The following is a 24898-nucleotide window of genomic DNA, read 5'->3' on the forward strand; positions in this document are numbered from 1 at the left end:
TGCCTCTATTGTAGTTGATGCTTAACGACTATGAAAGCAGCTATCGCGACATTAGAATTTTAAAGGTTTTACGTAAATCTTTTTTATCTTCACGTCCGTACTTTATTAAAATATCGTCTTTACCATCATTATTTATATCGTTAGTGATGAGCATGTCACCTTGTTTAGGTAATTGAGTTTTATGTTTTATTGATTTTTTAGCGAATAAACGTTTGTTGTTTGTACCGAGATAGATTTTGAGAGTATCGTCATCATCAGACAATACTAAATCTTGCAAATTATCAGCATTTACATCTAACAGAGTTACTACTGGGCTGCCACTTGTACCTGAGCTTAGGCTAAAGTTCAGCTCCACTTCTTTAGTCACTTTATTATCTTTATTGAAGTGAGATTGTTCATCCATATAAAACAGATGAACATCTTGATCAATACTGCCTGAAAGCAAAGCACCAATAATTTGCGATAAACCAATATCAAAGCCAGCAACGAGGATCTCATCTTTGTTATCGTTATTAATATCAACAAACTGGATATCTGTTAGCGTACCTTCTGCTTTAATTGCGCTATCAGCTTCGGTTAGAAAACTCAGGTGATTATTTGTATTTCTACCAAGGTAAATTTCATAATCGTTGGTTTTACTTAATACACCTTCACTTTGTGTAAATCGCACCACCATGTCAGTAATATTGTCGTTATTAATATCTTTAAGTTGTTCTATTTTTCGGTAATGTAATTCACTTTGATCGGGTTTCTCACCGTTTACATCCAAGGTATTCCACCAGTCTAAGCTCGTGATCATTTTGTTTACAGCAAGGTAGTTGGGAGTAGGGCTGATACTTGAGTCTTTTTGCTGAAGAAAATAAGTAAACTTGCCTTTGTTGATGTAGATAACATCAGCTAAACCATCGAAGTTCACATCTTCAAAATAGGGCTTTATATGAAAGTATTCCATAACTTCTGGGGTAAATAACGACTCTACTTTGATAGGTAAACTTGATGTTGTAAAGCCTTGCTCTGATTGTATTAATACATGAGCGTTATTGAAATCCGCTAGGTAAATGTCGTCATAATTATCGTTATTTAAGCGAGTAAGAAAGTCGCCCTTGATAAGATATTGTTTATTGTTGCCCATCGCGATAGATGAAACGGTTTGTACTTTTTTAAAAGATGCCTGACTATCGATAAGTTGACTATTTAAGATGAAAACACTGTCGCTCGACAGAAAGTAGAGTGTTTGAAGTTGCTTTACCGATGAAGATGAAATATCAAAACTATAGAAGTCATTGGGTAAAAGAGTTTTATATGCCTCGCTATATTTACCTTCTTCATTAAGAGCATAAACCAATAACCAATGTTTACTTTCATCATCTAACGCAAAAGTGACAAGTTCTTTGCCTGCATTTTCTAATAAATCTACAGGGTATAAAGAATGAGTTAGTACAAAAGGTGTAACGATCTCTGATTCATCAAAGTAGCTATTTTTACTGTGGCTAGAAGCACTAAATATTAATGATATGAATAAACCTAGGCGTAACATCATGGTAAAAGACAAAGGGTTTTTACAGTTCAATAGCATTTTATTTAACCTGAATTTGAAATAGTAGATAAGAGGTTTTCTGATAAATAACATTGTTTATATTAAACGTTGTTTTTATAACATACTCAACTACCTATCCCGAGTTTAGATTATTTAGTTTGATGGGTGAAAAGATAATTATACCAAACGGACTAATTTATTGCTCACTTAGCGAGAATTTAAAGGCTTAGAGGCACAGGTTCATAGTTCCATACTGAACCTAAGCACCTACATCCATGTAGGCGAGGCATTGATTGAAGAGAATGGTTATTCTCGGTAACTGCTCCTGCGTTACCCTAATGTCCTACATCCATGTAGGAACCTTGTCAAAATCAATAACGCGGCATATGAGCCTTTAAATTCTCGCCCTTCGGGAGCTCATTAGCAAACTGATAACATCACAAAATTAAAGAAATATAGAATAACTATGTTTAATCAATTTTGCTTGGTCTAAGCTTGCTAATGTAGCTCTAAGTTGCTCAATAAATTAATTCGTTTGGTATTAGTTGCAAAATAAGACATAAAAAAAGCATTCGTTATAGCGAATGCTTTATAGGTACTAGTCTGGCTGGATCTTATAGCTGTCTATATAATTACTTATATAAGAGGCGTAACCGTACTTAACACTTATTAGTAATAACCTTGTTCCTAATTTTTTTGACGTTTATTGACAAAGACTAAACCAATCATCGACATAAATAAAAGTATTGAGCTTGGTTCTGGAACGGCTGTTTGGATTTGTGATTCGCCGTAAATGAACTGAGCTATTTCAATATCGTCATTCGTTAAGCCTGTGACAGGTTTGTAACTAGCTCCCATAACTGCACTACTTTTGTCTGAGTGTTTAATACCTATGGCATGTCCAATTTCATGAAGCGCAACAGAAAAAACATTGATATAACCATTAATACTCCAACTATCACCCGTATCAAAGTGTATGTCTCCTCCTGTATAGCCTGCAGGATAATAACCGTGTGCTAGTTCACCATTTGTACCATCAAAATAATGACCTGCAAGGCGAATATCTGCACTTGGTGTTCCGCCAAAGCGTTCGCCTCCGTCAGGTACCATATTAAAGGTAATGTCGGCAATATCCGACCACATACTAAAAGCACGTGCTATTTCGTCAACATAACCGTCAGGCATAAAGTTTGATAAGGCTGTTGTGCTGCAATCGTCAGGCTCGTAAAACCCTTCACATGAAATATCATCAGCCATTAAGCTCCATGTCACTTCACCACCGGATGTGCCTACTGTCGAATCTCCCCATTTAGATCCTGAAAATATACCAGCTTGACTCGAAAAAGTTAACAAGAGAGCGGCTGTGATTGAAAGCGATTTAATTAATGTTATATAGTTTTTCATCATTATTATTCTTAATATTATTCGTTTTATTAAGCTTAGGCTTTCTATATAATTGCGCAATTACTTCTGCAAAATTAGTGGTGTATTTATTTCATTTCATTGAAATATAAGGGAATTGTCTTTTTGTTTCGAAGCTATTTTGAAGCCGTTATGAAGAGAAAGAAGAGGTGTTTTATAACGAGTTAACATTGCATTAATAACGGGTAAACAATCAAGATCAATTAGCTAACAAGTCCATAACGAGGGAGAGTTGAGTTTTTAGGTTTATTTTATCAATAAGGGTGAGTTAACGCAGCGAAGATTATCTTTTTATAGACATCAAATAATCAAAATTAAGGCGAACTCGCTTCAATTTCTTCATGTAGGGGTAAATGAATCGTAAACGTTGTCCCTATACCTTCTTCGCTTGCCACTTTTATTGTACCGTGATGCTTTTCAATAATTCCAAAAGATACAGAAAGCCCTAAACCTGTGCCAACACCTACAGCTTTAGTGGTAAAAAATGGGTCGAATATTTTCTTTCTTACTTCACTTGGCATACCTTTGCCATTATCGCTGACTTCAATCACTATCCAGCCTTTACCCTGTGCTTCTTTGGTATATGTTTTTATGATCAACAAGCCTTCTTCATCACATGCATGAGAGGCATTTATGAAAAGGTTCATCAGTACTTGGTGAATTTCACCAGAATGGCAAGCTATTAAAGGTATTGGAGTAAAATATTTCTCTACTTCCATATTATATTTTAATTCGTTCCATACAACTTTTATCGACTCTTCAATAATATCGTTAATCTGGCAAGGTTTCATTTCAAGCTCGCCAGCGTGAGTCACCTTTTTCAAGTTAGAAACAATTGCACTGACTCGGTTTAAACCTTTGATGGTATCGCCAAGCAGACCTTTTAGGTCACCTTTAACAAAGTCTATATCTTCTTCTTTTCTGAGGATTTGGTATTGAGTGTGAAGTTCGTTTTTGTCTAATGTATCAACATTCGAAATAACCATATCGTCGAGCTTAACGAACGATTCAACATATTCAGCTAATGTTGTTAGATTACTTAATGAGAAGCCAATAGGATTGTTAATTTCATGAGCAACGCCAGCAGCAAGTTGACCAATAGAAGCCATTTTTTCAGATTGCACTAATTGATCTTGAGCTTCCTGTAATGCATGAACTGTTGTTTGTAATTGAACAATATTGTCGTACAAACTTCGAGTTTTATCATCGAGAAATTTCTCTGCCTTTTTACGCGCCATACGTTCTCTTTCATAGGCTACTTTGTAAGGGTTGCTATCTGGCAATGTCTAATCCTTGAACTTGATAATAAGTTTGCAGCGATCTTTACCTGAATGCATACACTCAGGATGCGAAATGCTGATGTCTTCATCAAACTTTTTAGCTGCACCATAAATCAAACCAATACTGGTATGACAAAGCTTACGCTTAGAGCTGTAATACATAATCAAATCAGTACCTTCTCCATCTTCGTATTCAAATTTAGGTAAATAAGCGTTAGGGTGAACACGTTTTACTTCTACATGAATAACACTGTCTATTTGTAGTAAAAATTCTCGTAACGAATCGATATTAGAAATATCTGTAGGACAACCCTCGTAAAGAGATGTAAACAAATATTGACCAAAAGCTTGTATAAGTTGTTCCGGCTCTATACCTGTTTTTTCTGATAGCGCGACTACCATGTTTATTAATTCACTGTCTTCGTATTGTTCACCACTGGTATAAATACCTTGGGAAGCGGGTTCTGTTCTTTCCAACAGTTCATTCCATTGTTCCATACCCATTTTATCGATAATCATGTCTGAAAAAGCTGTAAAAATTGAACCTTGCATCGTAAGTCTCCTAGGCGATAAATAGCGTTACTTTAGTATTGTGTGTTCTTTCATATTCTTTTAACTTATCTATCATGATAGAGTTAATTTCTTGACCAGCTTTTAGCATGACATTGCCATTTTGTAAGATTAAATCTTCTAATAATTTGTCACCTGGTTTTAAGGCTTCAACACCAATACTGAACTCCATTTCACTGTCATCAGATTCACGGTTACCGAGTAAATCAATAAATGTATTTAAAATGTTACGGTCATACCAAATGCCAGCACGTTCTTTCATCCAAGCATATGCATTTGTGATCGACATTCTTTTTTCGTTAGTTTTGCCGGCAATTAAAAAATCAAAATCTTTAACAATTCTTATAATGCGTGCACCAACAGGTATATCATCTCCTGAAAGATGTTTAGGTAAACCTGTTCCATCAATATTTTCGTTTTGATGCAGTATGTTATCGGTTAATGGAGCAAAGCGTTTTACCTTACCTACAATTTCAGCGCCAATCATAGGGTGAGTAACTAGTAAATCGTCGAGTTTACCTGAGCCTAATGTACTTTCTTGTAGTAAGTCATCAGAAAGACCGACTGTGCCTATCTCATGTAACAGAGCGCAGAGGTAAATACGTCGACAGTTTATATCATCTAATCCAAGGCTTTTTGCTACGGTTTTACATTGAATTGCAATACGTTTTGAATGACCTGCACTGAAGCCAGTACGATATTCAATCGTGGCAGACATCATATCTAAAACATCAAAAAATAATTCTTTTTGAGTTTGCAGCGTATTTTTTAGCTTCTTTGTGCTGGCTTGCAAGGCTTTAGTTCTTTGGGCTACCTTTAATTCTAAAGATTGATTAAATATCTCAAGTTCTTTGTTTGCTTTTGCTACTTCTTCATTCAGTCTTTTAGCTTCTTTTTTGAGAAGGTAATGTTCTGAGGCTTTTTCTAGCGTTAGCTTTAAGTCTTGATTGTTCCAGGGTTTGCTAATGTAAGTGTAAACGCCGCCATCATTGATGGCTTTTACCGTTGAATCCATGTCGCTATAGCCAGTGAGTAATAAACGGATAGCATTAGGGATTATATCTCTGGCATGAGCTAAAAATTCCGCACCATCCATTTTAGGCATTCGCATGTCAGACATAATAATATCAACATGGTTTTCGTTTAGGTAAGCAATAGCTTCACAACCTTTACTGAAGGTTATAATTTCGTAGTTGTTACGTAATAATCTTTTTAGCGCGTTGATTATATCTTCTTCATCATCAAGCAGTAATAGCTTTAATGACGAGTTTTCAGGGAGTGTTTCTTTTTGTTGTTTATCGATCATGGCTTCAGTCATCACTTCTCACTGAATGTTAATCTTTTTTACTAAATAGCAAGGCAAAACCGGTAAAGTCATTACAATTTATCGCTTTGCTAAACCAATAACCTTGTAACCTATTACATCCCATTTGAGTGAGTGCAGTGGCTTGGTGTTCTTCTTCAACAAATTCAGCCACAATTTCGAGGGATAAGGTGGTAGCTGTTGCGATAATATTATTCAATGCTGTGGCTTTTTCTAAGCTTGTATTCATACCTTTAATGAAGCACCCATCTATTTTTACAACATCGATAGGTAATTCGCATAAATATTCGTAAGAAGCGTAGCCAGTACCAAAATCGTCGATAGCTATCTTTATGCCTAAACTTCGTAATGTAATCAGTTGTTCGCGAGTTTCTTGAAAGCTTTTAACAACACTTGTTTCTGTTATTTCTAGCTCTAAAGATGAAGCAGTGATCTGATATAGCGCTAGCTTCTCAATAATAATTTGTGTCAACTTAGGATTGCCTAATTGGCTGGCAAACAAGTTAATACTCATGGTTATATCTTTAAATAATGCTGGTTCAGCCGACATATAACTAAAGGCTTGATCTAAAATCATAGCTAACAAATCATCAGCTAAATTATAGCGTTCTATATATGGTAAGAATTTGTCAGGTGTTAAGAATCCAAGCTCAGGATGGATCCAGCGTATCAATGCTTCACAACCGGTGACTTTATTAACACTAAGGTCAATTTGTGGCTGATAATGTAAGCTTAACTCGTTGTTCTTTATCGCACTTTGCAATTCACTAATAAGCTTGGCATTGTTAAACCATTTATCTTCTTGCTGAGGAGGACAAAAGACTATTTCTTGTTTATCGTCTACTAAGGTATGCATGTACTTAATATTACGTTCAAGGTTTGCTGTTAGATCAGTTTTCCAATCATTTATTGATGTAATACCAACGAAACCAGAAATTTCAATTTCTTTCTCATCTATACCTATGGGAGTTGAAATAACTCGCAATAATGCATTGGCGTCTTTACTTAAACTGCCTTCATTTTGAAAGACGATAGCGAAAATATCACTTTCTACCCGTGTCATTATATGTTCTGGAAACATCATACTTAAGCGTCTAGCGATAACTTTGAGTACTTTGTTGCCTGCTTTATAGCTATAGGTTTCATTGACGGCAGAAAAATTTTGAAGATTCAGCAAAGCCACACAAGCTCCGTTAAATTCATTCAAACCTAAATGTTTAATTTGTTCTTTAAACATTTTTAATGTGGGAATTAACGTTAATGTATCGTGATTACGCTTGGACTCATGTTCTTTGATAGTATCTTGCATGAATGATCGTAACTGATCATTTTTCCAAGGTTTACATAGAAATTTACTGATAGAACCATCATTTAACGCTTTTGAAAAACCTTCCATATCGGCTTGCCCAGATAGCATGACATTTAAAATGTCAGGATAAAGGCTATGTACCTGAGTTAAGAACTCACTGCCGTTTACCTCAGGCATACGATAATCAGAGATCACTACATCAATTTGATTGTTTTCTAAAATAATCAAAGCTTCTGCAGCGGATTGGGCTTCATGTACGGTAGAAAAGTCGTGTCTTAAAACTCGTTTTAATGCTTTGGTTACAGATTTTTCGTCATCAACTAAAAGAATTTCATAATGCATATTTGTTCCTGTAAGTAACTTAATTGTAGAACAAAAAAATAATATTCAACAAGGTCATATTAACTGTAGTCGAAGTTAAATATTATGCCATTAAGCGAGAAAAATATTTTATTATGAAAGGAAAAGGTAGGAACTTTTATATTTTAAACGTTGTTTTTATATGTGAGCATTAAACCAGCAGGATGTTTAAATTCTGCTGATTATATTTGATTAGTTTGATCAGGTAGGAAGAGTTTAGATTATTTCTACGATCTGTTTACCAGTAAAACCACCATCGAGTTGGTGATGTAAGGCTTGAGTGATCGCTTCAGCATTGAAACTCACGTGTGCTATTTTGGGTACGGTTATGTCACCATTATCTATACTTTCAAGCAACTGATTATTCATAAAGCTCATACGTTGTTGCGCACATAAACTGTTAGCTAGCCAAGCTCCGCCTAAGGATACAATACTAATGTTTGGTGCTTTTCGGAACATTAATTCAGGTGTTAAAATAGGTAATGATTTCAAACAAGCAATACGACCACAAAAACGCATCAGTTCAATATTTCTTAGGGTTGAGTCGCCACCTATTGTATCTATAACGGCATCAAACCCTTGAGGACCAAGCGCTGTTGTAATTTTCTCACATAATTTTTTATCTTTATAATCAAAAACTGCATCTGCGCCTAACTTCTTCACAAGTTTATGGTTATGTTTAGAAGCCATCGTAAAAACGTCTGCACCACGTTGTTTTGCTAATTGAATAGCAAATTGACCCACAGCACCTGCACCTGCATCAATGAAAACACTATCACCTTCATTAATTTGTATTTTTTCTACGGCAATTAAAGCAGATAAACCTGAGCAAGGAACAGCAGCAACGGTCTCAGATGGAAGGTTTTCAGGTATTAGTGCAACCGCAAAATTAGGTACTTTGGCATATTCACTTAATACGCCTTGTTCCGCTAGGCTTGAATGCCACATAATGCGATCGCCAACGCTAGGAAATTGCCCTTTATTAGCTTGTACTACAGTGCCTACAGCATCTAACCCTAAAATATGCGGGTATTGCCATTTACAGAAACCTGTTTTAGCAAATTGCGCATCTAAAGGGTTAAGACCAACAAATTCAACTTTGACTAGTATTTCGTTGTCATCACATTGAGGAAGCGGTAATTCTACTTCTTGTAATGCGAATGTTTCGCTTGGACTTTCTAATACAATGGCTTTCATTGTTTCAGGTAAATCACAAAGTTGTAATGTTTCGTTAGAAGAGTTCATATTCTACTGCTCGTTGGTTGCTAGCTTCTGACTCCAGCTACCATTAAATGCTTGGTATGTAGATACTTTCGCAATTAAAGATGAGATAGCTGAGTCGATATTGTTTTTTTCTGCAACTAAAACATCCTGTCTTGCATCTAATAATTCTAAATAAGGTATTTGACCTTCTTGGTACATAACCTCTGCTTGTAAAAATGCGTAATTCGCATATTTATAGCGTGCTTTAGCAAACTTCTGCATATCTGACTGCTTAACTAAAAACTGTAAAGAAAGCTCACTTTCATTAATCGCTTCAAGAACAACTTGCTGATATTCACTATAAGCGGCTTCACTTAAAAACGATTGCGCATCTCTTTGTGCTAATAAAGCTGGGTAACTCAATAAATTCCACTCAATTTGTGGATACACTTGCCATTGCTGCTGTGTATCTACCAAACGTGTATTGTCTAAGCCTAACACACCTGCAAAACCACTTAAGCTAATATTTGGTAGCAAAGCTTTGCTTGCAGAAACACTTAACGAATAAGCTTGGCTAAAGTTTAATAACGCTTGATTGATATCAGGGCGCAACGCGATAGCGTTATTTGCATCAGCAATCGCTACTTCAATTGGCGTATCGAATAAACCTTGAGTTTCACTAAGAGAAATTTCTTTCGTTAATTTACCCGTTAATAAAGCAATGGCAGCTAAGTTGCTGTATTGCGCATAAATAATGTCAGGCAATAAAGCTTGTTGCTGGCTTAACTGAGCTTTGGTTCGATTAAGATCAAGCTCACTTGCTACACCTTCTTCAACACGAGCTTCAAGTACATCAATACTTTGTTTTAACGCGGTAATTTGCTTAGAAATAATCTGCTGGTTCTGAATATTTCCTTGATAGTTTATATAGCCTTTAACCACGCCAGAAACTATTTCTATCTTCAACAACCTTAGTTGTTCAGCTTGGCTCATTGCTGAAGCGTTAGCTGCATCAACTAATGCTGTCACGCGACCAAATAAATCAAGCTGCCAATCTAAACCTAAAGTACCACTAGATTCTCGCGTAATCACACTATCTACGCCACTACGAGTCGCTGAAATAGTGAAGCCACCTTGCGGTAAGTATTCTGCTTTTTGAGCGCCTAATCGAGCTAGAGCGCCTTTCAACTCTAACTGACTCGTTTTTAAGTCGTGGTTTGTTGTTAATGCATTTTGTACTAATTCATTAAGCTCAGCAGAATTGAACTGGCGCCACCAATTCAATTCACTCGCACTCGCTAAGTTAAAAGCAATATCAGCACGTTCAATAAAGCTTTCTACAAGTTGGTGCTGCTTAGCTTCATCAACTTTACTTGCACAACCTGCAAGTAAAATTGAAATGAAAAGTAAGTGACTAACAGCAAACTTACTTTTAATTGAGGTGATTAAACTAAACATTTTCAGTTAACTCAGCTTTATCTTTTTTACTTTTACTCAGTAAAACATAAAATACTGGTGTAAATAATAAACCGAAAACTGTAACACCAATCATGCCCGAGAATACCGCATTACCCATAGCATGGCGCATTTCAGAACCTGCACCTGTTGCTAAAACTAACGGTACAACACCCGCAGTAAAGGCAATAGACGTCATTAAGATAGGACGTAAACGCATACGACAAGCTTCAATAATCGCATCAACATTCGATAAACCTTTGTCATGCTGATCTTTAGCAAACTCTACCATCAAGATGGCATTCTTGGAGGCTAAGGCGACCAGTACAATTAAGGCTATTTGAGTAAATATGTTGTTGTCTGAACCAACTAACCAAACGCCTAGTAAAGCTGAGAAAATGGTCATTGGTACAATCAAAATAATCGCAAGTGGTAAACGTAAACTTTCATATTGTGCAGCAAGTACCATAAACACTAATAGTACAACCAACGGGAATACGTAAACCATTGTATTACCTGCTAATATTTGTTGGTAGGTAACATCCGTCCATTCGTAACTTATACCTTGTTCTAAGGTTTCAGCTAAAATACGTTCTATAGCCGTTTGTGCTTGGCCTGAGCTGTAACCTGGAGCAGCACTACCATTAAGTTCTGCGCTTGGATAACCGTTATAATGCATGACACGATCAGGACCAATTGTTGGAGTTACTGTTAATACTGAACCTAATGGAACCATATTGCCTTGGCGATTGCGCACTTTTAAATTCAATATTTGTGCTGGATCTTGTCGAAATTCAGTATCAGCTTGTGCATTTACCTGATAAGTACGGCCAAACATATTAAAGTCGTTAACATAGGCTGAACCTAAATAAACTTGTAAGGCATCAAATACTTCATCTAAAGGTATACCTTGAATTAATGCTTGTTCGCGATCAATATCAATATCCATTTGTGGTACTTGAATACGGAAGCTTGAAAACATACGAGTTAATGCAGGGTCTGCATTTGCTTTTTTAATAACGTTTTGTAGGTTATTAAATAATACTTCAAAACCTTTGTTTTCTCGATCTTCTAGCTGTAATTTGAAGCCGCCTGTTGAACCTAAACCACGAACTGGTGGTGGTGGAAATACAGCAACAAATGCTTCATCAATTGCCATAAACTCTTTATTAAGCTTAGCGGCAATAGCTCCAGCTGACTCACCAGGACCTTGTCTTTCTGAAAAGTCTTTTAAAGGAGTGAACATAACGGCACTGTTAGGTAAGTTGGCAAATCCATTTATTGATAAACCAGGAAAAGCTACTGTATGTGAAACACCCGGTATTTGATGGGCTATTTTCTCCATTTTTCTAACAACTGCTTCTGTACGATCTAAGCTGGCAGCATCAGGTAATTGAGCAATAGCAATAACTAATTGTTTGTCTTGCACGGGTATGAAGCCACTTGGTACTTGGTTAAATAATGTAACAGTACCGCCGAGCAAGGCTACGTAAACAATACCTACAATTAATCCCATACGAAGCAGTTTTTTAACAAGCTTTTCGTAACCTTTGGCGCCACGTTCAAACACGCGATTGAAAGGTTCAAATAACCACTTTCCAAATAACTTGTTTAATATACGCGTTAATCTATCTGGTTTAGTATCGTGAGATTTTAATAAAATAGCCGCTAAAGCAGGCGATAATGTTAATGAGTTAAATGCTGAAATAAAGGTTGAAATAGTAATGGTTAAAGCAAACTGTTTATAAAATTGTCCTGATAAGCCTGAAATGAATGCTGTAGGAATAAATACAGCACCAAGCACTAAAGCAATGGCAATAATAGGTCCGGTTACTTCAGTCATAGCAACACGTGTTGCTTCAAGTGGGCTTAAGCCTTTTTCAATATTTCGTTCAACGTTTTCTACAACAACAATGGCATCATCTACAACAATACCGATGGCGAGTACCAGTCCGAATAAAGACAAGGTATTTATTGAAACCCCTAACCACTGCATAACAGCAAATGTACCTACTAATGAAATAGGAACAGCTATGAGTGGAATAATAGAAGCACGCCATGTTTGTAAGAATAAAATTACAACAATAACTACAAGTACAATCGCTTCAAGTAAGGTGGTTATTACTGCGTCAATAGAGCCACGAACAAATACGGTAGGGTCGTAAACAATGTCGTATTCAATACCAGCCGGGAAGTTTTTAGATAGTCGTTCCATGGTTTCGCGTACTTCCCCTGAAAGCTCTATAGCATTTGCTCCAGGTCGTTGAAATACAGGCATCGCTAATGCAGGTTGTCCATCAAGTAAAGCACGTAGTGAGTAACTACTTTGTCCAAGCTCAACTCTTGCTACCTCTTTAAGGCGAGTTATCTGCCCTTGATCGCCAATTTTAATAATAACGTCTTCAAATTCTTCAATGCTAGTTAAACGACCTTTTACATTTAATAAAATTTGGAATTGGTTATCATTGGCTGAAGGTTGTGCACCTAAGCTACCAGCAGCAACTTGTTGGTTTTGTTCACGTAATGAAGTCAATACATCTGTTGCAGTTAGAGAACGTGCAGATAGGGCATCTGGATTTAACCAAACACGCATTGCATATTGGCTACCACCAAAAAGCCTAAAATCACCTACGCCAGATAAGCGGGTTATTTGGTCTTTAATGTATAAGTCAGCATAGTTAGCTAAATAGGCTGTGTCATGAGTATTTTCAGGAGAGAATAAATGAACAACCATTGTTAGATCTGGTGATGATTTTTCAGCTACTACACCTAATCTTTGCACTTCTTCAGGTAAACGCGGTAAAGCACTGTTTACACTATTTTGAACTTGGGTTTGCGCTCGGTCTAAATCTGTACCTAAAGCAAACGTTACCGTTAAAGATAAACGACCATCACCTGTTGCTTGAGAAGCCATATACAACATGTTCTCAAGACCATTAATCTCTTGCTCTAATGGTGTAGCAACGGTTTGTGCTATTACTGTAGGGTTAGCACCTGGGTAGTTAGCTGTAACAACAACTGTTGGAGGTACTACTTCTGGGTATTCACTTACCGGTAATTGAAATAATGAAATACCGCCGCCAATTAAAATAATAAGAGACAGCATCGCCGCAAAAATAGGGCGCTCTATAAAGAAATGTGAAAACTTCATTCTTAAACCTTAGTACTTAGCGATTAAGTTAGTGGTATCAATCGAACCTAATGTAAAGGCAATGCCATCACTATCAATCGTTACGTTATTTGGTGTAATTGTCATACCTGGACCTACACGTGCAGGACCGTTTACAGCAATAATGTCACCTTCAACTAAACCTGAAGTGATCGCACGTAATTTACCGTAACGCTCGCCCACTTCAACAAGGCGGTACTGTAAAACGTTATCTGCATTAACCACTAAGATGAAGTTATTTTCTAAATCTGTACCAATAGCTCTAGCAGGAACAATAATTTGTTCAGTAATGGCATTAGCCGCTACTTTAATACGAGCAAAAGAACCTGTACGTAATTGGTTAGTATCATCTTCAAAAACAGCACGAACACGCAAAGTACCTGTAGAAGGATTAATACGGTTATCAATAAAATCGATATGACCACCGTAAGCAAAATCTTTTTGACCTACTTTTTGCATTACAACGTGTTGCTTGCTTTCTGCCGTAACGTCGCTGAATGATTGGTTCCATGTCCGCTCATCAATATCAAAGTAAGCGTACATTTTTTTATTAGAAACAATTGACGTAAGAATGCTTTGACCCGCAATAACGTTATTACCTTTAGTAATATTAGCGCGCGAGATAACACCATCAATTGGCGAACGAATAGAAGCAAACTCTACATCAAGTTCAGCCGCTACAATTTGAGCTTCTAAGGCAGCAACTTGTGCAGCACGTTGACGTAATGTTGATTTACGTGATTCAACTTCTTCCGTTGAAATAGCGTTACGCTCTGCTAATTTAACCGCACGTTTTGATTCGCTTTTCGCTTGCTCGTACGCAGCTTTAGCACTAACAACTTGAGCGTTTAAACTTGAAACAATCGCTTCAAAAGGACGTCCATCAAGTTGAAATAATAAGTCACCATGAGAAACTTTATCGCCTTCGATGAAATCAATATGGTTAATAACACCTGAAATTCTTGGCATTAAAGCCACTTCTTCTGGTGATTCAAGACGTGTTGTATAGGTGTGCCAGTTTTGCACGGGTTTAACTAAAACTTCAGCCACATCAATTGGTTGATGAAGTTGCTGTGCGGCTTCTTTCGATGCTGTTTCTTCACAACCTGAAAGAACAATAGTTAACGCTAATAGGGCAGAAACGAATAGATATTTGAACATTATAAAACTCCTAGGATAATGACGTGATCATACGGACTTTATGTGTAGAGAAAAAGAATGGATTTTAACATTCATTGGTGCCAAAATTGCACCAATAGAAATAACCAATGAGCGCAATATGGACACAAGTAGTCGATTACTTTTACTGTTAGACGTTGTAGCAAGGGGTTCCTTTGCAAAAGCGGCAACGTACAGAAACATTGACCGTTCAGTTATATCAAAACAGATAAGTCGCTTAGAAGATGAGCTGGGTGTTCGGCTATTAAATAGAACAACTCGCTCGTTTTCGTTAACAGCTGCTGGCGCAGAAATGGTAAAAAAAGCCGAAGAGTTAAGAGCGCTGCTTGGCGATACCATTCAACTGGCTGAAAATTATCACCGCGAACCTCGCGGTATGTTAAAAATCACCACTTCAATTAATATTGGTAGACGTTATATTCAGCCTATAATTAATGACTTTCAAAAACGCTTTCCGCAAGTAGAAGTTGAGTTGTATTTAGATGATCAATTAGTGGATATTGTATCTGGCGGTTTCGATTTAGCTTTTAGAGTAGGTGAGGTAAAAGACTCTTCTCTCATTGCTCGTAAAATTGCCCGTAATAGATTGGTATTACTTGCTGCACCTGAGTTTATTGAAACCTACGGTACGCCAGAGTCGATGGAAGATCTGATCAACTATCCAGCCGCAAGTTATGCCAGCCAACACATGAAAATTGATAGCGTTCATTACTTCAACGAAAAAAATGAAACTTGCGAGCAAAAGATAAAAAGTGTTTTCAGATGTAATGATGGTGAAGCTTTGTTAATTAAAGCGTTATCAGGCACTGCATTTGTTTTAGCGCCTGCCTTGCTAGTACAGAATGAGGTGACAGATGGCTTGTTAGTACCTTTTCTTACTCATGTGAAATTGAAGAATTACAATGATTTATATGCTTTATATCCGCACCGAGATTTACCTGTGAGAACACGTTTGTTTTTTGATGCCGTAAAAGATCATTTAGGTAAAGAAACCCCTATTTGGGAAAGTGCGATCCCGAATTTTGATAAGTTATATCAAGGGTAATCTCTAAAGATCACAGAGCTTAAAGTACGCTGAGCGATCAATTGTCACAACACAAATAGATGAGATGTGTTTTAATCCATCTCAATTTTACCTAAAGGATTTCAATTACATGCCTGTTTTCATAAATGCTGAAGATGTTAAAAATAACTTATCTTGGTCAGAACTTTGTGATGCTTTACATGAAGGCCATCAAGCGCCTCAAGCAGATATCGACGATATATTATTTAAACAAGGTGACAATGCAGTATTAAACCGAGCGGCATGGATCAAAGGTAAAGGTATAGGTGTAAAAACAGCTACGATATTTCCAAATAACGCCAATCGCTCACCTGCTTTACCCAACGTACAAGCGGTTTTTACCTTGTTTGATGATGAAAATGGACAACCATTAGCCTTTATAGACGGCAACTTAGTCACCAAGTGGAAAACAGCAGGGGACTCAGTGTTTGCAGCTAAATTACTCGCAAGACCTGATAGCAAAGTATTAACTATTATAGGAGCAGGCGCTGTTGCTTCATCCATGATAGACGCTTACCGCGCACTATTTCCTCAGCTAGAAACAGTGCAGGTTTGGAATCGTACCTTCGCAAAAGCACAAGAATTAGCGGCAGAGAAAAACGCTATTGCCATTGAAAGCTTACCTGAAGCATTAAGTAATGCTGATATTGTTTCTTCATCAACAATGTCGACAGCATCATTTATCAAAGGTGATTGGATAAAGGCAGGAACCCACGTTGATCTAATTGGCGCTTACCGACCCGATATGCGCGAAGCCGATGATGATTTAATTGCTAAATCACGCATATTCGTCGATTCACGTTCAACCGCTATTCATGATATTGGCGAACTTGCTATGCCTATAGAAAATGGCGTTATTAAAGAAGAAGATGTGATTGCTGACTTTTACCAACTTTGTAATAACCAACAAGGTCGTAAATCAGAAACAGAAATCACACTCTTTAAAAATGGTGGTGGCGCTCATTTAGATTTAATGACCGCGCTATATATTATGGAGAAAGCTAAGAAGTGAGTTTAAAAAGCTTTCTTGTAAGGGCTACAAGTAACAAAGCTAAGAAATAATAATGCAATGAACCACCACTGTAACCGGCTCTGTGTTCAACTTTAGCGATTTTTTCTTCTTTCACTCTCGTTTTAAATTGAGCCAGTTCTGCATCTAAATTGGTGGTCATGTCAGCGACTGCCAAACCAAATCCTTCAAGCGACTTTTCTGCCATAGTGTCATCAATGCCAACGGCTGTGGTTCTTTTCTCTATTTTATTAATACCAGGCGCTCTAAAAAGCATTTTCTTACTTTTAATATCAAATACCGCAGTATCTACAAAGGTTTGTATCGAATTTTCATTTCCAGGGATCACATACATACCCACTATGGTCCAATACAGTAGTGCTGCATTATTTTCTAATGACTGAGTCACTTGGTCATATGAAACTAAAGCCATAACATCCACATCATATAGTCTGCCTACTTGCTCTAACGTAGTAAAACCTTCACCACCATTTAAATAAGTACTTGGGATAATTTCGATGCGATCAATATAATCGTATTTAAGAAATTGTTGTTTTACTTTCTCAAGCAACTCAACTTGATCTTTACCGTGCATGCCATTGCTCTGCCAATCTTCTGATGGCACAAAAGCTAAACCCACTTTTACAGGTAAGGCTAATACTGGAATTTCTTGTTTATGCTCTGTGCGGCTTTCTTTATTAGGATATAAAAAATCCATCAAGCTGCTAGATTGTGTTTTCTTACCGGTATAATCACTCATTAACGTGCTACATGAGGTTAATAACATTATTCCTATCAGCATGGTTATTATTCTAGAAATCATCGATATTCCTTTTGATGTTAAATGTCTTATTTAATTATTTTCTCAACGAATTATTCAGTTAAGCCAAGCTATTGAAACAATAATAAGTGCATAAAACAAAATGCCCACTATATATTGCAGAAGGTAACCTTTATTCGATTTCTTTTTAGCTGCTTTGAACTCGCTATAATTTAAGGTTTGATTCTTCGATGCGCTAAAAGAAGCAAAACCTAAAAGAGTAGCACCTGTTTTATAAAGTAAAAAATCAAAAGCGAGTGCGACGAAAAGGCTTGGGACAAATTCTAATAATATACTCATTCGACTTTCCTATGTGTGTGATTTTTCATTCAAATTGAGAGGCGACTTTTATTACAGCGCTTTAGTCATAAACATACTATAGGGATCTAAACTGTAATGTGCAAAAGGCTTACATTCTTGAAAACCAAATTGGCGATAGAGAGTTTGAGCAGGTAAAAAAGCATCAGCAGTACCTGTTTCTAAACTTAACTGTTTATATGACCGACTTTTGGCTTGTTTAATAATGTGTTCTAACAGCTGGTGTGCAATGCCTTGGCGTAAGTAATTCATTGATGTGCGCATAGATTTAATTTCACCATGCTCACTATCAAGTTCTTTTAAAGCACCAATTCCAGTAAGATTTTCATTGATCCACAAACTAAAAAAGGTGATATCAGACGCTTCTAAGCCTGTTAAATCTAATGCATGCACACTTTCTACAGGAGAATGTTTTAACATATCTTCATGATGCGCTTGTAGTAAAGCAATTACTTGCTCGGTTCTTAATTCACCAACACGTATATCCATGTTTGCACCTAATTTTTGTTTCAGAGAAGCATTCATCGATCTGTTTATAGAGTTTACAATTAAGCAGTAGAAAGCATAGTTATTTATTCACTTTCCTTAATCAAGTCTATTATTAAAAGTAAAACTAATAACAAATTATGCTTAATATTTACTCATAAATATAAAGGGTTAATAAAATAGACTAAACCCATTTAGTCATCAGTCTTTTCTTAGCATTATCTTATATAAATAACATTTCGCTACACTAAAAATCATCATTCGATACTGAATATTAGAGACAAAAAAACCTTTTTTGTCTTTTATTTTGGAATAATCCAGCCGAAGAAACATAAATTACAGACATATTTATACACATTTAGACTTTTTAATTTTATGACTTATTCTTCTATTTTTATTAATTGCAGACGGTTTATATCTTGTTGAAAAACAATGTAAAAATAAGGATTTGTTAATGTATTTTTTATGTTGCTTTAACATCATGTATCAATTCATTTGAAGACTTCTTAATAATTTTAAGTCGTATTATGTGTGTTTTTTATACCCAAAAAATTGTTGACTAAAATAAATGTAGGTGGGAGTATGCCCTTGGCTTGGGCTTATGCTCACTTTGGGTTTTTGAAGTGAAATTAAGTTATCGCTCTTTCGGGGAAGAGCATAGTTTGGCAAATAATAGCAGTACACAGAATGCCATTTCTTAGCTTTAAAACATAAAATTGGGGAAACATCATGTTCAAAAACTATATATCTAAAGAAACTGTTCAAAAAACACCATCTAAAATTTGTAAAATAGGCTTAGTTGCCGCTGCAGTTATGGCTGTTTCAGCTCCTTCTGTTCAAGCTGCTGTATTTCTTGACGGTCTAGCAGAAGTTAACTTTTTAGCATTACAAAACTACCAATCAATTCAAGCAAAAGAAGGCGCGTTTCGTCCTGTAGACGAAGAGCAGTCTGACGGCTTTGGTCGTTTAAGAGTAAATTTACAACTTAAGTTTCATATCACAGAATTTATTACTGCCGATGTAGATATTGCTGAAGAGCCAAATGACTTCGGTAATAACGGCGACCGTGACTTTTCATTCCACCAAGATTTTGCCGGTATCGAATTTGAATTACTTGGGATGACAGGTAGAGAGAGTGAAGATTCAGATTTAACATTACGTGTAGGTAACATTGGTGCCGCTCCTTTCCAATTTAAAGGTTTCCAAGATGGAGCTGATAACCAAGGTAATGCATTAATTGGTAACGGTATGACCGATTATGCAACTGCAGAAAACGGTGCACAGTTAAGTTACAGCAAATCTTTTGAAAGCGGTGTTATTCGTGCTTATAACGTTGCAGCTCACATGACAACATCAAGCTTTGGTGAAGCCTTCCAAGAAGATCGCGGTTTTAACTACCGAATTCAAGGTACTCTTGAGTTTGAAGGTGGTTTTAAAGCGGGCTTAAACTTTTTCCAAGCTAACCAAGGCGATCAATTACGCTTTGAAAACGGCGTTGCAAGCCTTGACGGTTTAACAACAACTAACTATCGCTTTGGTGATGGTGAAAACTATAATTTCTCTGCTTCTCCTTCAAGCGAACGTGATACGCATGTTGGCGCGTTACCAGGTCTTGAACAGCAAATTATTCAATTAAATTTAGCCTACCAACCTAACCCTAATACAAGCCTTATCTTCATGATTGGTCAAACAACTGATGATTATACTTTTGCTGATGCTGCAGGTAATGCAGTAGCTGGCATCACGTATTTAGGCACTGATGGGGTTGCTGATGCTGCAGGTACTACATTTGATTCTTCAACGGTTATTGAAGGTGAGTCAAAAGTTGAGTACTTCAGTTTAGAAGCACAACATTATCTAATTCCTAACAAGCTTTATGTAGCAGCTCGCTACGCAGAAGCTGAAAATACCTCTGAACTTATCGAACAGGTTGACAATACTGTTGAACGTCTTCAGATCGCTGCTGGTTATTGGTTCAATGACAAAACGCTTTTGAAGTTCGAGTATGTTGATCAAGATGAGGGTGTTAACTCTGGCGGCCAAATTGGCGCAGGGTTTGACGGTTTCACGTCTGAGATTTCTGTTAAGTTTTAAACTTATATTTGCTCAAAATATGACCGGTCTGTTATGTTAATTTCATCGTATGATGATATTTCATACAGGCATGGTCACTGACACCTCTAATTCTGATTGTAAGAAAGTCTTTTCTTTCTTCACTCTCATCTAAAGAATAGGAAAAAGATATGTTAAATAAATTATGTATTGCAATGTGTGCGGCACTAACTGTAAGCCTACCTGCTTTAGCTGAAACGCTAACAATAGCCACTGTAAATAATGGCGACATGGTCATTATGAAAGAGTTAAGTGATGACTTTACCAAAAAGAACCCTAGTATAGATTTAGAATGGGTTACTTTTGAAGAAAACATTCTACGTCAACGTGTTACAACAGATGTAGCAACTAAAGGCGGTCAATACGATGTAATGACGATTGGTACTTATGAAGTGCCAATTTGGGCAAAGCGTGGTTGGTTATTACCTTTAGACAAGCTTGATGCTAATTACGATATTGATGATTTACTGCCAGCCGTAAGAGATGGATTAACAGTAAACGACAAGCTACATGCTGCGCCGTTTTATGCTGAAAGTTCGATGGTAATGTACCGAACTGACTTACTAGCGAAAGCTGGTTTAAAAATGCCTAAAGAGCCAACGTGGAAGTTTATTAAAGAAGCTGCCGCAGCAATGACAGATAAAGCCAATAATGTTTATGGTATTTGTTTACGCGGTAAAGCTGGCTGGGGCGAGAACATGGCGTTACTTACGGCTATGTCTAACTCGTTCGGCGCTAAATGGTTCGATCAAAAGTGGGAGCCGCAATTAGACAGTAAAGCGTGGCACGACACGGTTGATTATTATGTTTCGTTATTACAAAACTATGGTCCTCCAGGCGCATCATCTAACGGTTTCAATGAAAACCTAGCATTATTCCAAACGGGTAAATGTGGTATGTGGATAGATGCAACTGTTGCGGGTTCATTTGTAAGTAACCCTGAAGATTCGGAAGTTGCAGATAAAGTTGGTTTTGCCTTAGCACCTGATAATGGTCTAGGTAAACGTGGTAACTGGTTGTGGGCATGGTCTCTAGCTGTTCCTGCAAGTACGAAGAAGTCTGATGCTGCGATGAAATTTGTTAGCTGGGCGACGTCTAAAGAATATTTAGCTTTGGTTGCTAAAGAAAAAGGTTTGGCGAAAGTTCCTCCTGGAACTCGTCAATCTTTATATAACAACCCTGCTTATATGGAAGCGTCTCCTTTCGCACAAATAACATTAGACTCGATCAATGCTGCGGATCCGAATAACCCAACCGTTGACCCAGTTCCATATGTTGGCATTCAGTATGTTGCTATCCCTGAGTTTCAGGGAATAGGAACTGCTGTTGGTCGTCAACTATCTGCTGTTCTTGCTGGTCAAATGTCAGTAAAAGAAGGTTTGGCCCGTTCTCAGAAGTTAGTTAAGCGCTCTATGCGTAAAGCTGGTTATCCGAAAAATTAAGCCTATGTATAACGAGGTGTGAATATGCATCTCGTTATACAACTTATTATAATTTTAGGAGTACATAATGGCTACTAACAACTCTAGAGCACTGGCTCGCGCAATGTTATCACCCGCAGTAATATTATTACTGATATGGATGATTGTTCCCTTAGTAATGACCATTTATTTTTCATTCTTGGATTACAATTTGTTCATGCCAGGTGAGCATGACTTTATTGGTTTACTTAACTACGAGTTCTTTTTAACAGATCCCGCATTTCTTGAATCTTTTTTTAATACCATCATACTCGTTGTGGGTGTTTTGTTTATTACCTTAGTCGGTGGTACTGGCTTAGCCATATTACTAGACCAAGCTATTTACGGTAGAAACTTTGTTCGCATTATGGTGTTAGCACCTTTCTTTGTAATGCCTACCGTGTCTGCATTAGTGTGGAAAAATATGTTTATGAATCCTGTTAATGGGTTATTTGCTTATTTTGCTACTTCGCTAGGTTTTGAGCCTATCGATTTTCTATCTCAAATGCCGTTAGCCTCAATTATTATTATTGTGTCGTGGCAGTGGTTACCGTTTGCATCGCTTATTTTGCTAACGGCTATTCAATCGCTTGATCGCGAACAACTTGAAGCAGCTGAACTGGATGGTGCAGGTAAATTTAGCCGATTCAGATTTATGGTATTACCTCACTTGTCACGAGCAATGACCGCAGTTGTATTAATTGAAACTATTTTCTTGTTGTCTATATTCGCTGAAATATTAGTGACTACAGGTGGTGGTCCAGGTAATTCGTCAACCAATATTAGTTACTTAATCTATTCACAATCATTACTTGAATTTGATGTTGGTATGGGATCAGCAGGTGGGTTAGTCGCCGTTATTATTGCCAATATAGTAGCGATTTTCTTGATGCGTATGATCGGCAAGAACATAGAGGGGTAAGAAGATGTCTATTAAAAATTCTAACCGAAGTAAAATATTTTACACGGGACTTGCTTGGTTAATTAGTACTGCGATATTTTTCCCAATACTGTGGACTTTTTTAACAAGTTTTAAAACCGAAGCTGAAGCTATTACAGCACCACCTTCGTTGTTCTTTTTTGATTGGACGCTTGAGAACTACCGAGATGTTATGGAACGCTCACCTTATTTCAGACATTTTTGGAATTCAGTGGTGATATCTGTTGGTTCAAGCTTACTTGGATTAATCATTGCGGTACCAGCAGCTTGGTCAATGGCTTTTAATCCTAACAAGCGCACTAAAAACATATTGATGTGGATGTTATCTACAAAAATGTTACCACCTGTTGGCGTACTTATTCCTATTTATTTGTTATTTAGAGACTTAGGTTTATTAGATTCGTTAACAGGCTTAGTCATTATTATGACCTTGATAAACTTACCTATTATGACTTGGATGTTATATACCTATTTCAAAGAAATACCCGGTGAGATTTTAGAAGCTTCGCGCATGGATGGAGCAACAATAGGTGAAGAAATACTTTACGTATTAGCGCCTATCGCATTGCCAGGCATAGCGTCTACATTATTACTAAATATCATTCTCGCGTGGAATGAAGCATTTTGGACATTAATTTTAACTGCGGCAAAAGCCGCGCCTTTAACCGCTTTTATTGCAAGTTACTCAAGTCCTGAAGGACTGTTTTATGCAAAATTATCAGCAGCTTCTACCTTAGCTATCGCGCCTATTATTATTTTAGGTTGGTTTAGCCAAAAGCAGTTAGTTCGTGGTTTATCTTTCGGCGCAGTAAAATAGGAACATTATTATGGGTAGCATTTCTTTAAAACAAGTTACAAAAAACTTTGATCAACATGAAGTTATTCGTCCGTTAGATTTGGATATTGAAGAAGGCGAATTTGTTGTTTTCGTTGGTCCATCGGGTTGTGGTAAATCAACGTTATTACGTCTTATTGCAGGTCTTGAAGATGTAAGTAGCGGTCAAATTATGATTGATGGCGTAGACGCGACTAACTTAGCTCCAGCTAAGCGTGGTTTGGCTATGGTGTTTCAATCGTATGCTTTATATCCGCATATGTCGGTACGCAATAATATTGCGTTTCCTTTAAAGCGCGCTAAGTTAGACAAAGACGTTATTGCACAAAAAGTGAATCAAATTGCTGATGTGCTAAACCTAACTGATTATTTAGATCGCTTACCAGGGCAATTGTCGGGTGGTCAACGCCAACGTGTTGCTATTGGTCGTGCTATTGTAAGGGAACCTTCAGCTTTCTTATTTGATGAACCATTATCAAATTTAGATGCGTCTTTACGTGTGAATATGCGTTTAGAAATATCTCAGTTACATAAAGATCTTAAAACTACCATGATTTACGTAACACATGATCAGGTAGAAGCGATGACGATGGCTGATAAGATAGTGGTATTAAATGCAGGTCAGATTGAACAAGTAGGTTCGCCACTTGAGCTTTATAAAAATCCAAAGAATAAGTTTGTTGCTGGCTTTATTGGTTCGCCAAAAATGAATTTTATTCCGATGGAAGAGTCAGCAGAAGATGATGTTGATTCAATAGGCGTTCGTCCTGAGCACTTCACCATCTCAACTGAAGAAGGTTCATGGAAAGGCGTTGTTGGCGTATCTGAACGTTTAGGTTCTGAAACATACTTACATGTAAATGTTGAAAATGTAGGTAAGCTAACGGTACGTGCTGATGGCGATTGTCCGTTTGAATATGGTGATACTATTTATTTAAGCGCAGTCTCTGAGCAAAGACATTATTTCTTAGCAGATGGAACCTGTATTAAAAGAAGCTAATGGCTAAAGCTATGCAATATAGCGACTGAGTTAAAGCTAGGTAACAG

20 protein-coding genes are annotated in these 24898 nt (G+C 37.0%); 7 read left to right on the plus strand and 13 right to left on the minus strand.

What is annotated here, in order from left to right; all coding sequences use genetic code 11:
• Positions 1 to 40: 40 nt before the first annotated feature.
• The 10 genes from ACPUVN_RS17530 to ACPUVN_RS17575 all read right to left on the minus strand — a co-directional run bounded on the left by ACPUVN_RS17530 (position 41) and on the right by ACPUVN_RS17575 (position 14790).
• Positions 41 to 1576 (minus strand): FG-GAP repeat domain-containing protein, encoded by a 1536-nt coding sequence (locus ACPUVN_RS17530; protein WP_426369536.1) that lies wholly within the window; start codon positions 1574 to 1576, stop codon positions 41 to 43.
• Between the two features lie 648 nt (positions 1577 to 2224).
• Complete coding sequence (locus ACPUVN_RS17535) at positions 2225 to 2941, minus strand: matrixin family metalloprotease (RefSeq protein ID WP_426369537.1); 717 nt, start codon at positions 2939 to 2941, stop codon at positions 2225 to 2227.
• Between the two features lie 332 nt (positions 2942 to 3273).
• Positions 3274 to 4242 (minus strand): sensor histidine kinase, encoded by a 969-nt coding sequence (locus tag ACPUVN_RS17540; RefSeq protein WP_426359023.1) that lies wholly within the window; start codon positions 4240 to 4242, stop codon positions 3274 to 3276.
• Between the two features lie 3 nt (positions 4243 to 4245).
• The gene (locus ACPUVN_RS17545) at positions 4246 to 4791 is read right to left on the minus strand and encodes a heme NO-binding domain-containing protein (protein ID WP_426359022.1); all 546 of its coding nucleotides are present in this window, start codon (positions 4789 to 4791) and stop codon (positions 4246 to 4248) included.
• 10 nt (positions 4792 to 4801) lie between these two features.
• Positions 4802 to 6127 (minus strand): HD domain-containing phosphohydrolase, encoded by a 1326-nt coding sequence (locus tag ACPUVN_RS17550; RefSeq protein WP_426369538.1) that lies wholly within the window; start codon positions 6125 to 6127, stop codon positions 4802 to 4804.
• A gap of 16 nt (positions 6128 to 6143) precedes the next feature.
• Positions 6144 to 7784: an EAL domain-containing response regulator gene (locus tag ACPUVN_RS17555; protein ID WP_426369539.1), complete on the minus strand. Its 1641-nt coding sequence runs from the start codon at positions 7782 to 7784 to the stop codon at positions 6144 to 6146.
• A 234-nt stretch (positions 7785 to 8018) separates the two neighbouring features.
• Positions 8019 to 9047 carry a zinc-binding dehydrogenase gene (locus ACPUVN_RS17560; protein WP_426369540.1) on the minus strand — a complete coding sequence of 343 codons (1029 nt, stop codon included), beginning with the start codon at positions 9045 to 9047 and terminating at the stop codon, positions 8019 to 8021.
• Between the two features lie 3 nt (positions 9048 to 9050).
• Positions 9051 to 10463, minus strand: a complete 1413-nt coding sequence (locus ACPUVN_RS17565; RefSeq protein ID WP_426369541.1) for a TolC family protein — start codon at positions 10461 to 10463, stop codon at positions 9051 to 9053.
• On the minus strand, positions 10456 to 13611 hold the full coding sequence (locus ACPUVN_RS17570; RefSeq protein ID WP_426359016.1) for an efflux RND transporter permease subunit: 3156 nt from the start codon (positions 13609 to 13611) through the stop codon (positions 10456 to 10458). The genes ACPUVN_RS17565 and ACPUVN_RS17570 overlap by 8 nt, the downstream gene beginning before the upstream one ends.
• Positions 13612 to 13620: 9 nt before the next feature.
• Positions 13621 to 14790, minus strand: coding sequence for an efflux RND transporter periplasmic adaptor subunit (locus ACPUVN_RS17575; protein WP_426369542.1), 1170 nt, complete (start codon positions 14788 to 14790; stop codon positions 13621 to 13623).
• 118 nt (positions 14791 to 14908) lie between these two features.
• Here ACPUVN_RS17575 and ACPUVN_RS17580 point away from each other — a divergent pair, with 118 nt between their 5' ends.
• Together ACPUVN_RS17580 and ACPUVN_RS17585 are read left to right on the plus strand one after the other, a co-directional pair.
• Positions 14909 to 15853, plus strand: coding sequence for a LysR family transcriptional regulator (locus tag ACPUVN_RS17580; RefSeq protein WP_426370583.1), 945 nt, complete (start codon positions 14909 to 14911; stop codon positions 15851 to 15853).
• A gap of 109 nt (positions 15854 to 15962) precedes the next feature.
• On the plus strand, positions 15963 to 16883 hold the full coding sequence (locus ACPUVN_RS17585; protein WP_426369543.1) for an ornithine cyclodeaminase family protein: 921 nt from the start codon (positions 15963 to 15965) through the stop codon (positions 16881 to 16883).
• Here ACPUVN_RS17585 and rhlP read toward each other — a convergent pair.
• Genes rhlP through ACPUVN_RS17600 form a run of 3 tightly spaced genes read right to left on the minus strand, consistent with a single transcriptional unit; the run spans position 16873 to position 18507 of the window.
• Entirely contained in the window at positions 16873 to 17703 is an 831-nt protein-coding gene (gene rhlP / locus ACPUVN_RS17590; RefSeq protein WP_426359012.1) for a rhombotarget lipoprotein, read from the minus strand. The two genes, ACPUVN_RS17585 and rhlP, sit on opposite strands and share 11 nt — an antisense overlap.
• A gap of 54 nt (positions 17704 to 17757) precedes the next feature.
• Positions 17758 to 18000: a hypothetical protein gene (locus ACPUVN_RS17595; RefSeq protein WP_426359011.1), complete on the minus strand. Its 243-nt coding sequence runs from the start codon at positions 17998 to 18000 to the stop codon at positions 17758 to 17760.
• A 51-nt stretch (positions 18001 to 18051) separates the two neighbouring features.
• Positions 18052 to 18507 carry a GNAT family N-acetyltransferase gene (locus ACPUVN_RS17600; protein ID WP_426359010.1) on the minus strand — a complete coding sequence of 152 codons (456 nt, stop codon included), beginning with the start codon at positions 18505 to 18507 and terminating at the stop codon, positions 18052 to 18054.
• 810 nt (positions 18508 to 19317) lie between these two features.
• Between ACPUVN_RS17600 and ACPUVN_RS17605 the strand changes: the two genes are divergently transcribed.
• The 5 genes from ACPUVN_RS17605 to ACPUVN_RS17625 all read left to right on the plus strand — a co-directional run bounded on the left by ACPUVN_RS17605 (position 19318) and on the right by ACPUVN_RS17625 (position 24851).
• Positions 19318 to 20598, plus strand: coding sequence for a hypothetical protein (locus ACPUVN_RS17605; RefSeq protein ID WP_426360519.1), 1281 nt, complete (start codon positions 19318 to 19320; stop codon positions 20596 to 20598).
• Positions 20599 to 20747: 149 nt separating this feature from the next.
• Entirely contained in the window at positions 20748 to 22058 is a 1311-nt protein-coding gene (locus ACPUVN_RS17610) for an ABC transporter substrate-binding protein (RefSeq protein ID WP_426359009.1), read from the plus strand.
• Between the two features lie 67 nt (positions 22059 to 22125).
• Positions 22126 to 22998 (plus strand): carbohydrate ABC transporter permease, encoded by an 873-nt coding sequence (locus tag ACPUVN_RS17615; RefSeq protein ID WP_426359008.1) that lies wholly within the window; start codon positions 22126 to 22128, stop codon positions 22996 to 22998.
• A gap of 4 nt (positions 22999 to 23002) precedes the next feature.
• Positions 23003 to 23833 (plus strand): carbohydrate ABC transporter permease, encoded by an 831-nt coding sequence (locus tag ACPUVN_RS17620; protein WP_426359007.1) that lies wholly within the window; start codon positions 23003 to 23005, stop codon positions 23831 to 23833.
• A 10-nt stretch (positions 23834 to 23843) separates the two neighbouring features.
• Positions 23844 to 24851, plus strand: coding sequence for an ABC transporter ATP-binding protein (locus ACPUVN_RS17625; RefSeq protein WP_426369544.1), 1008 nt, complete (start codon positions 23844 to 23846; stop codon positions 24849 to 24851).
• Positions 24852 to 24898: the final 47 nt, after the last annotated feature.

It is taken from the genome of Pseudocolwellia antarctica (genome assembly GCF_049933045.1).
Classification (GTDB): Bacteria; Pseudomonadota; Gammaproteobacteria; order Enterobacterales; family Alteromonadaceae; genus Pseudocolwellia.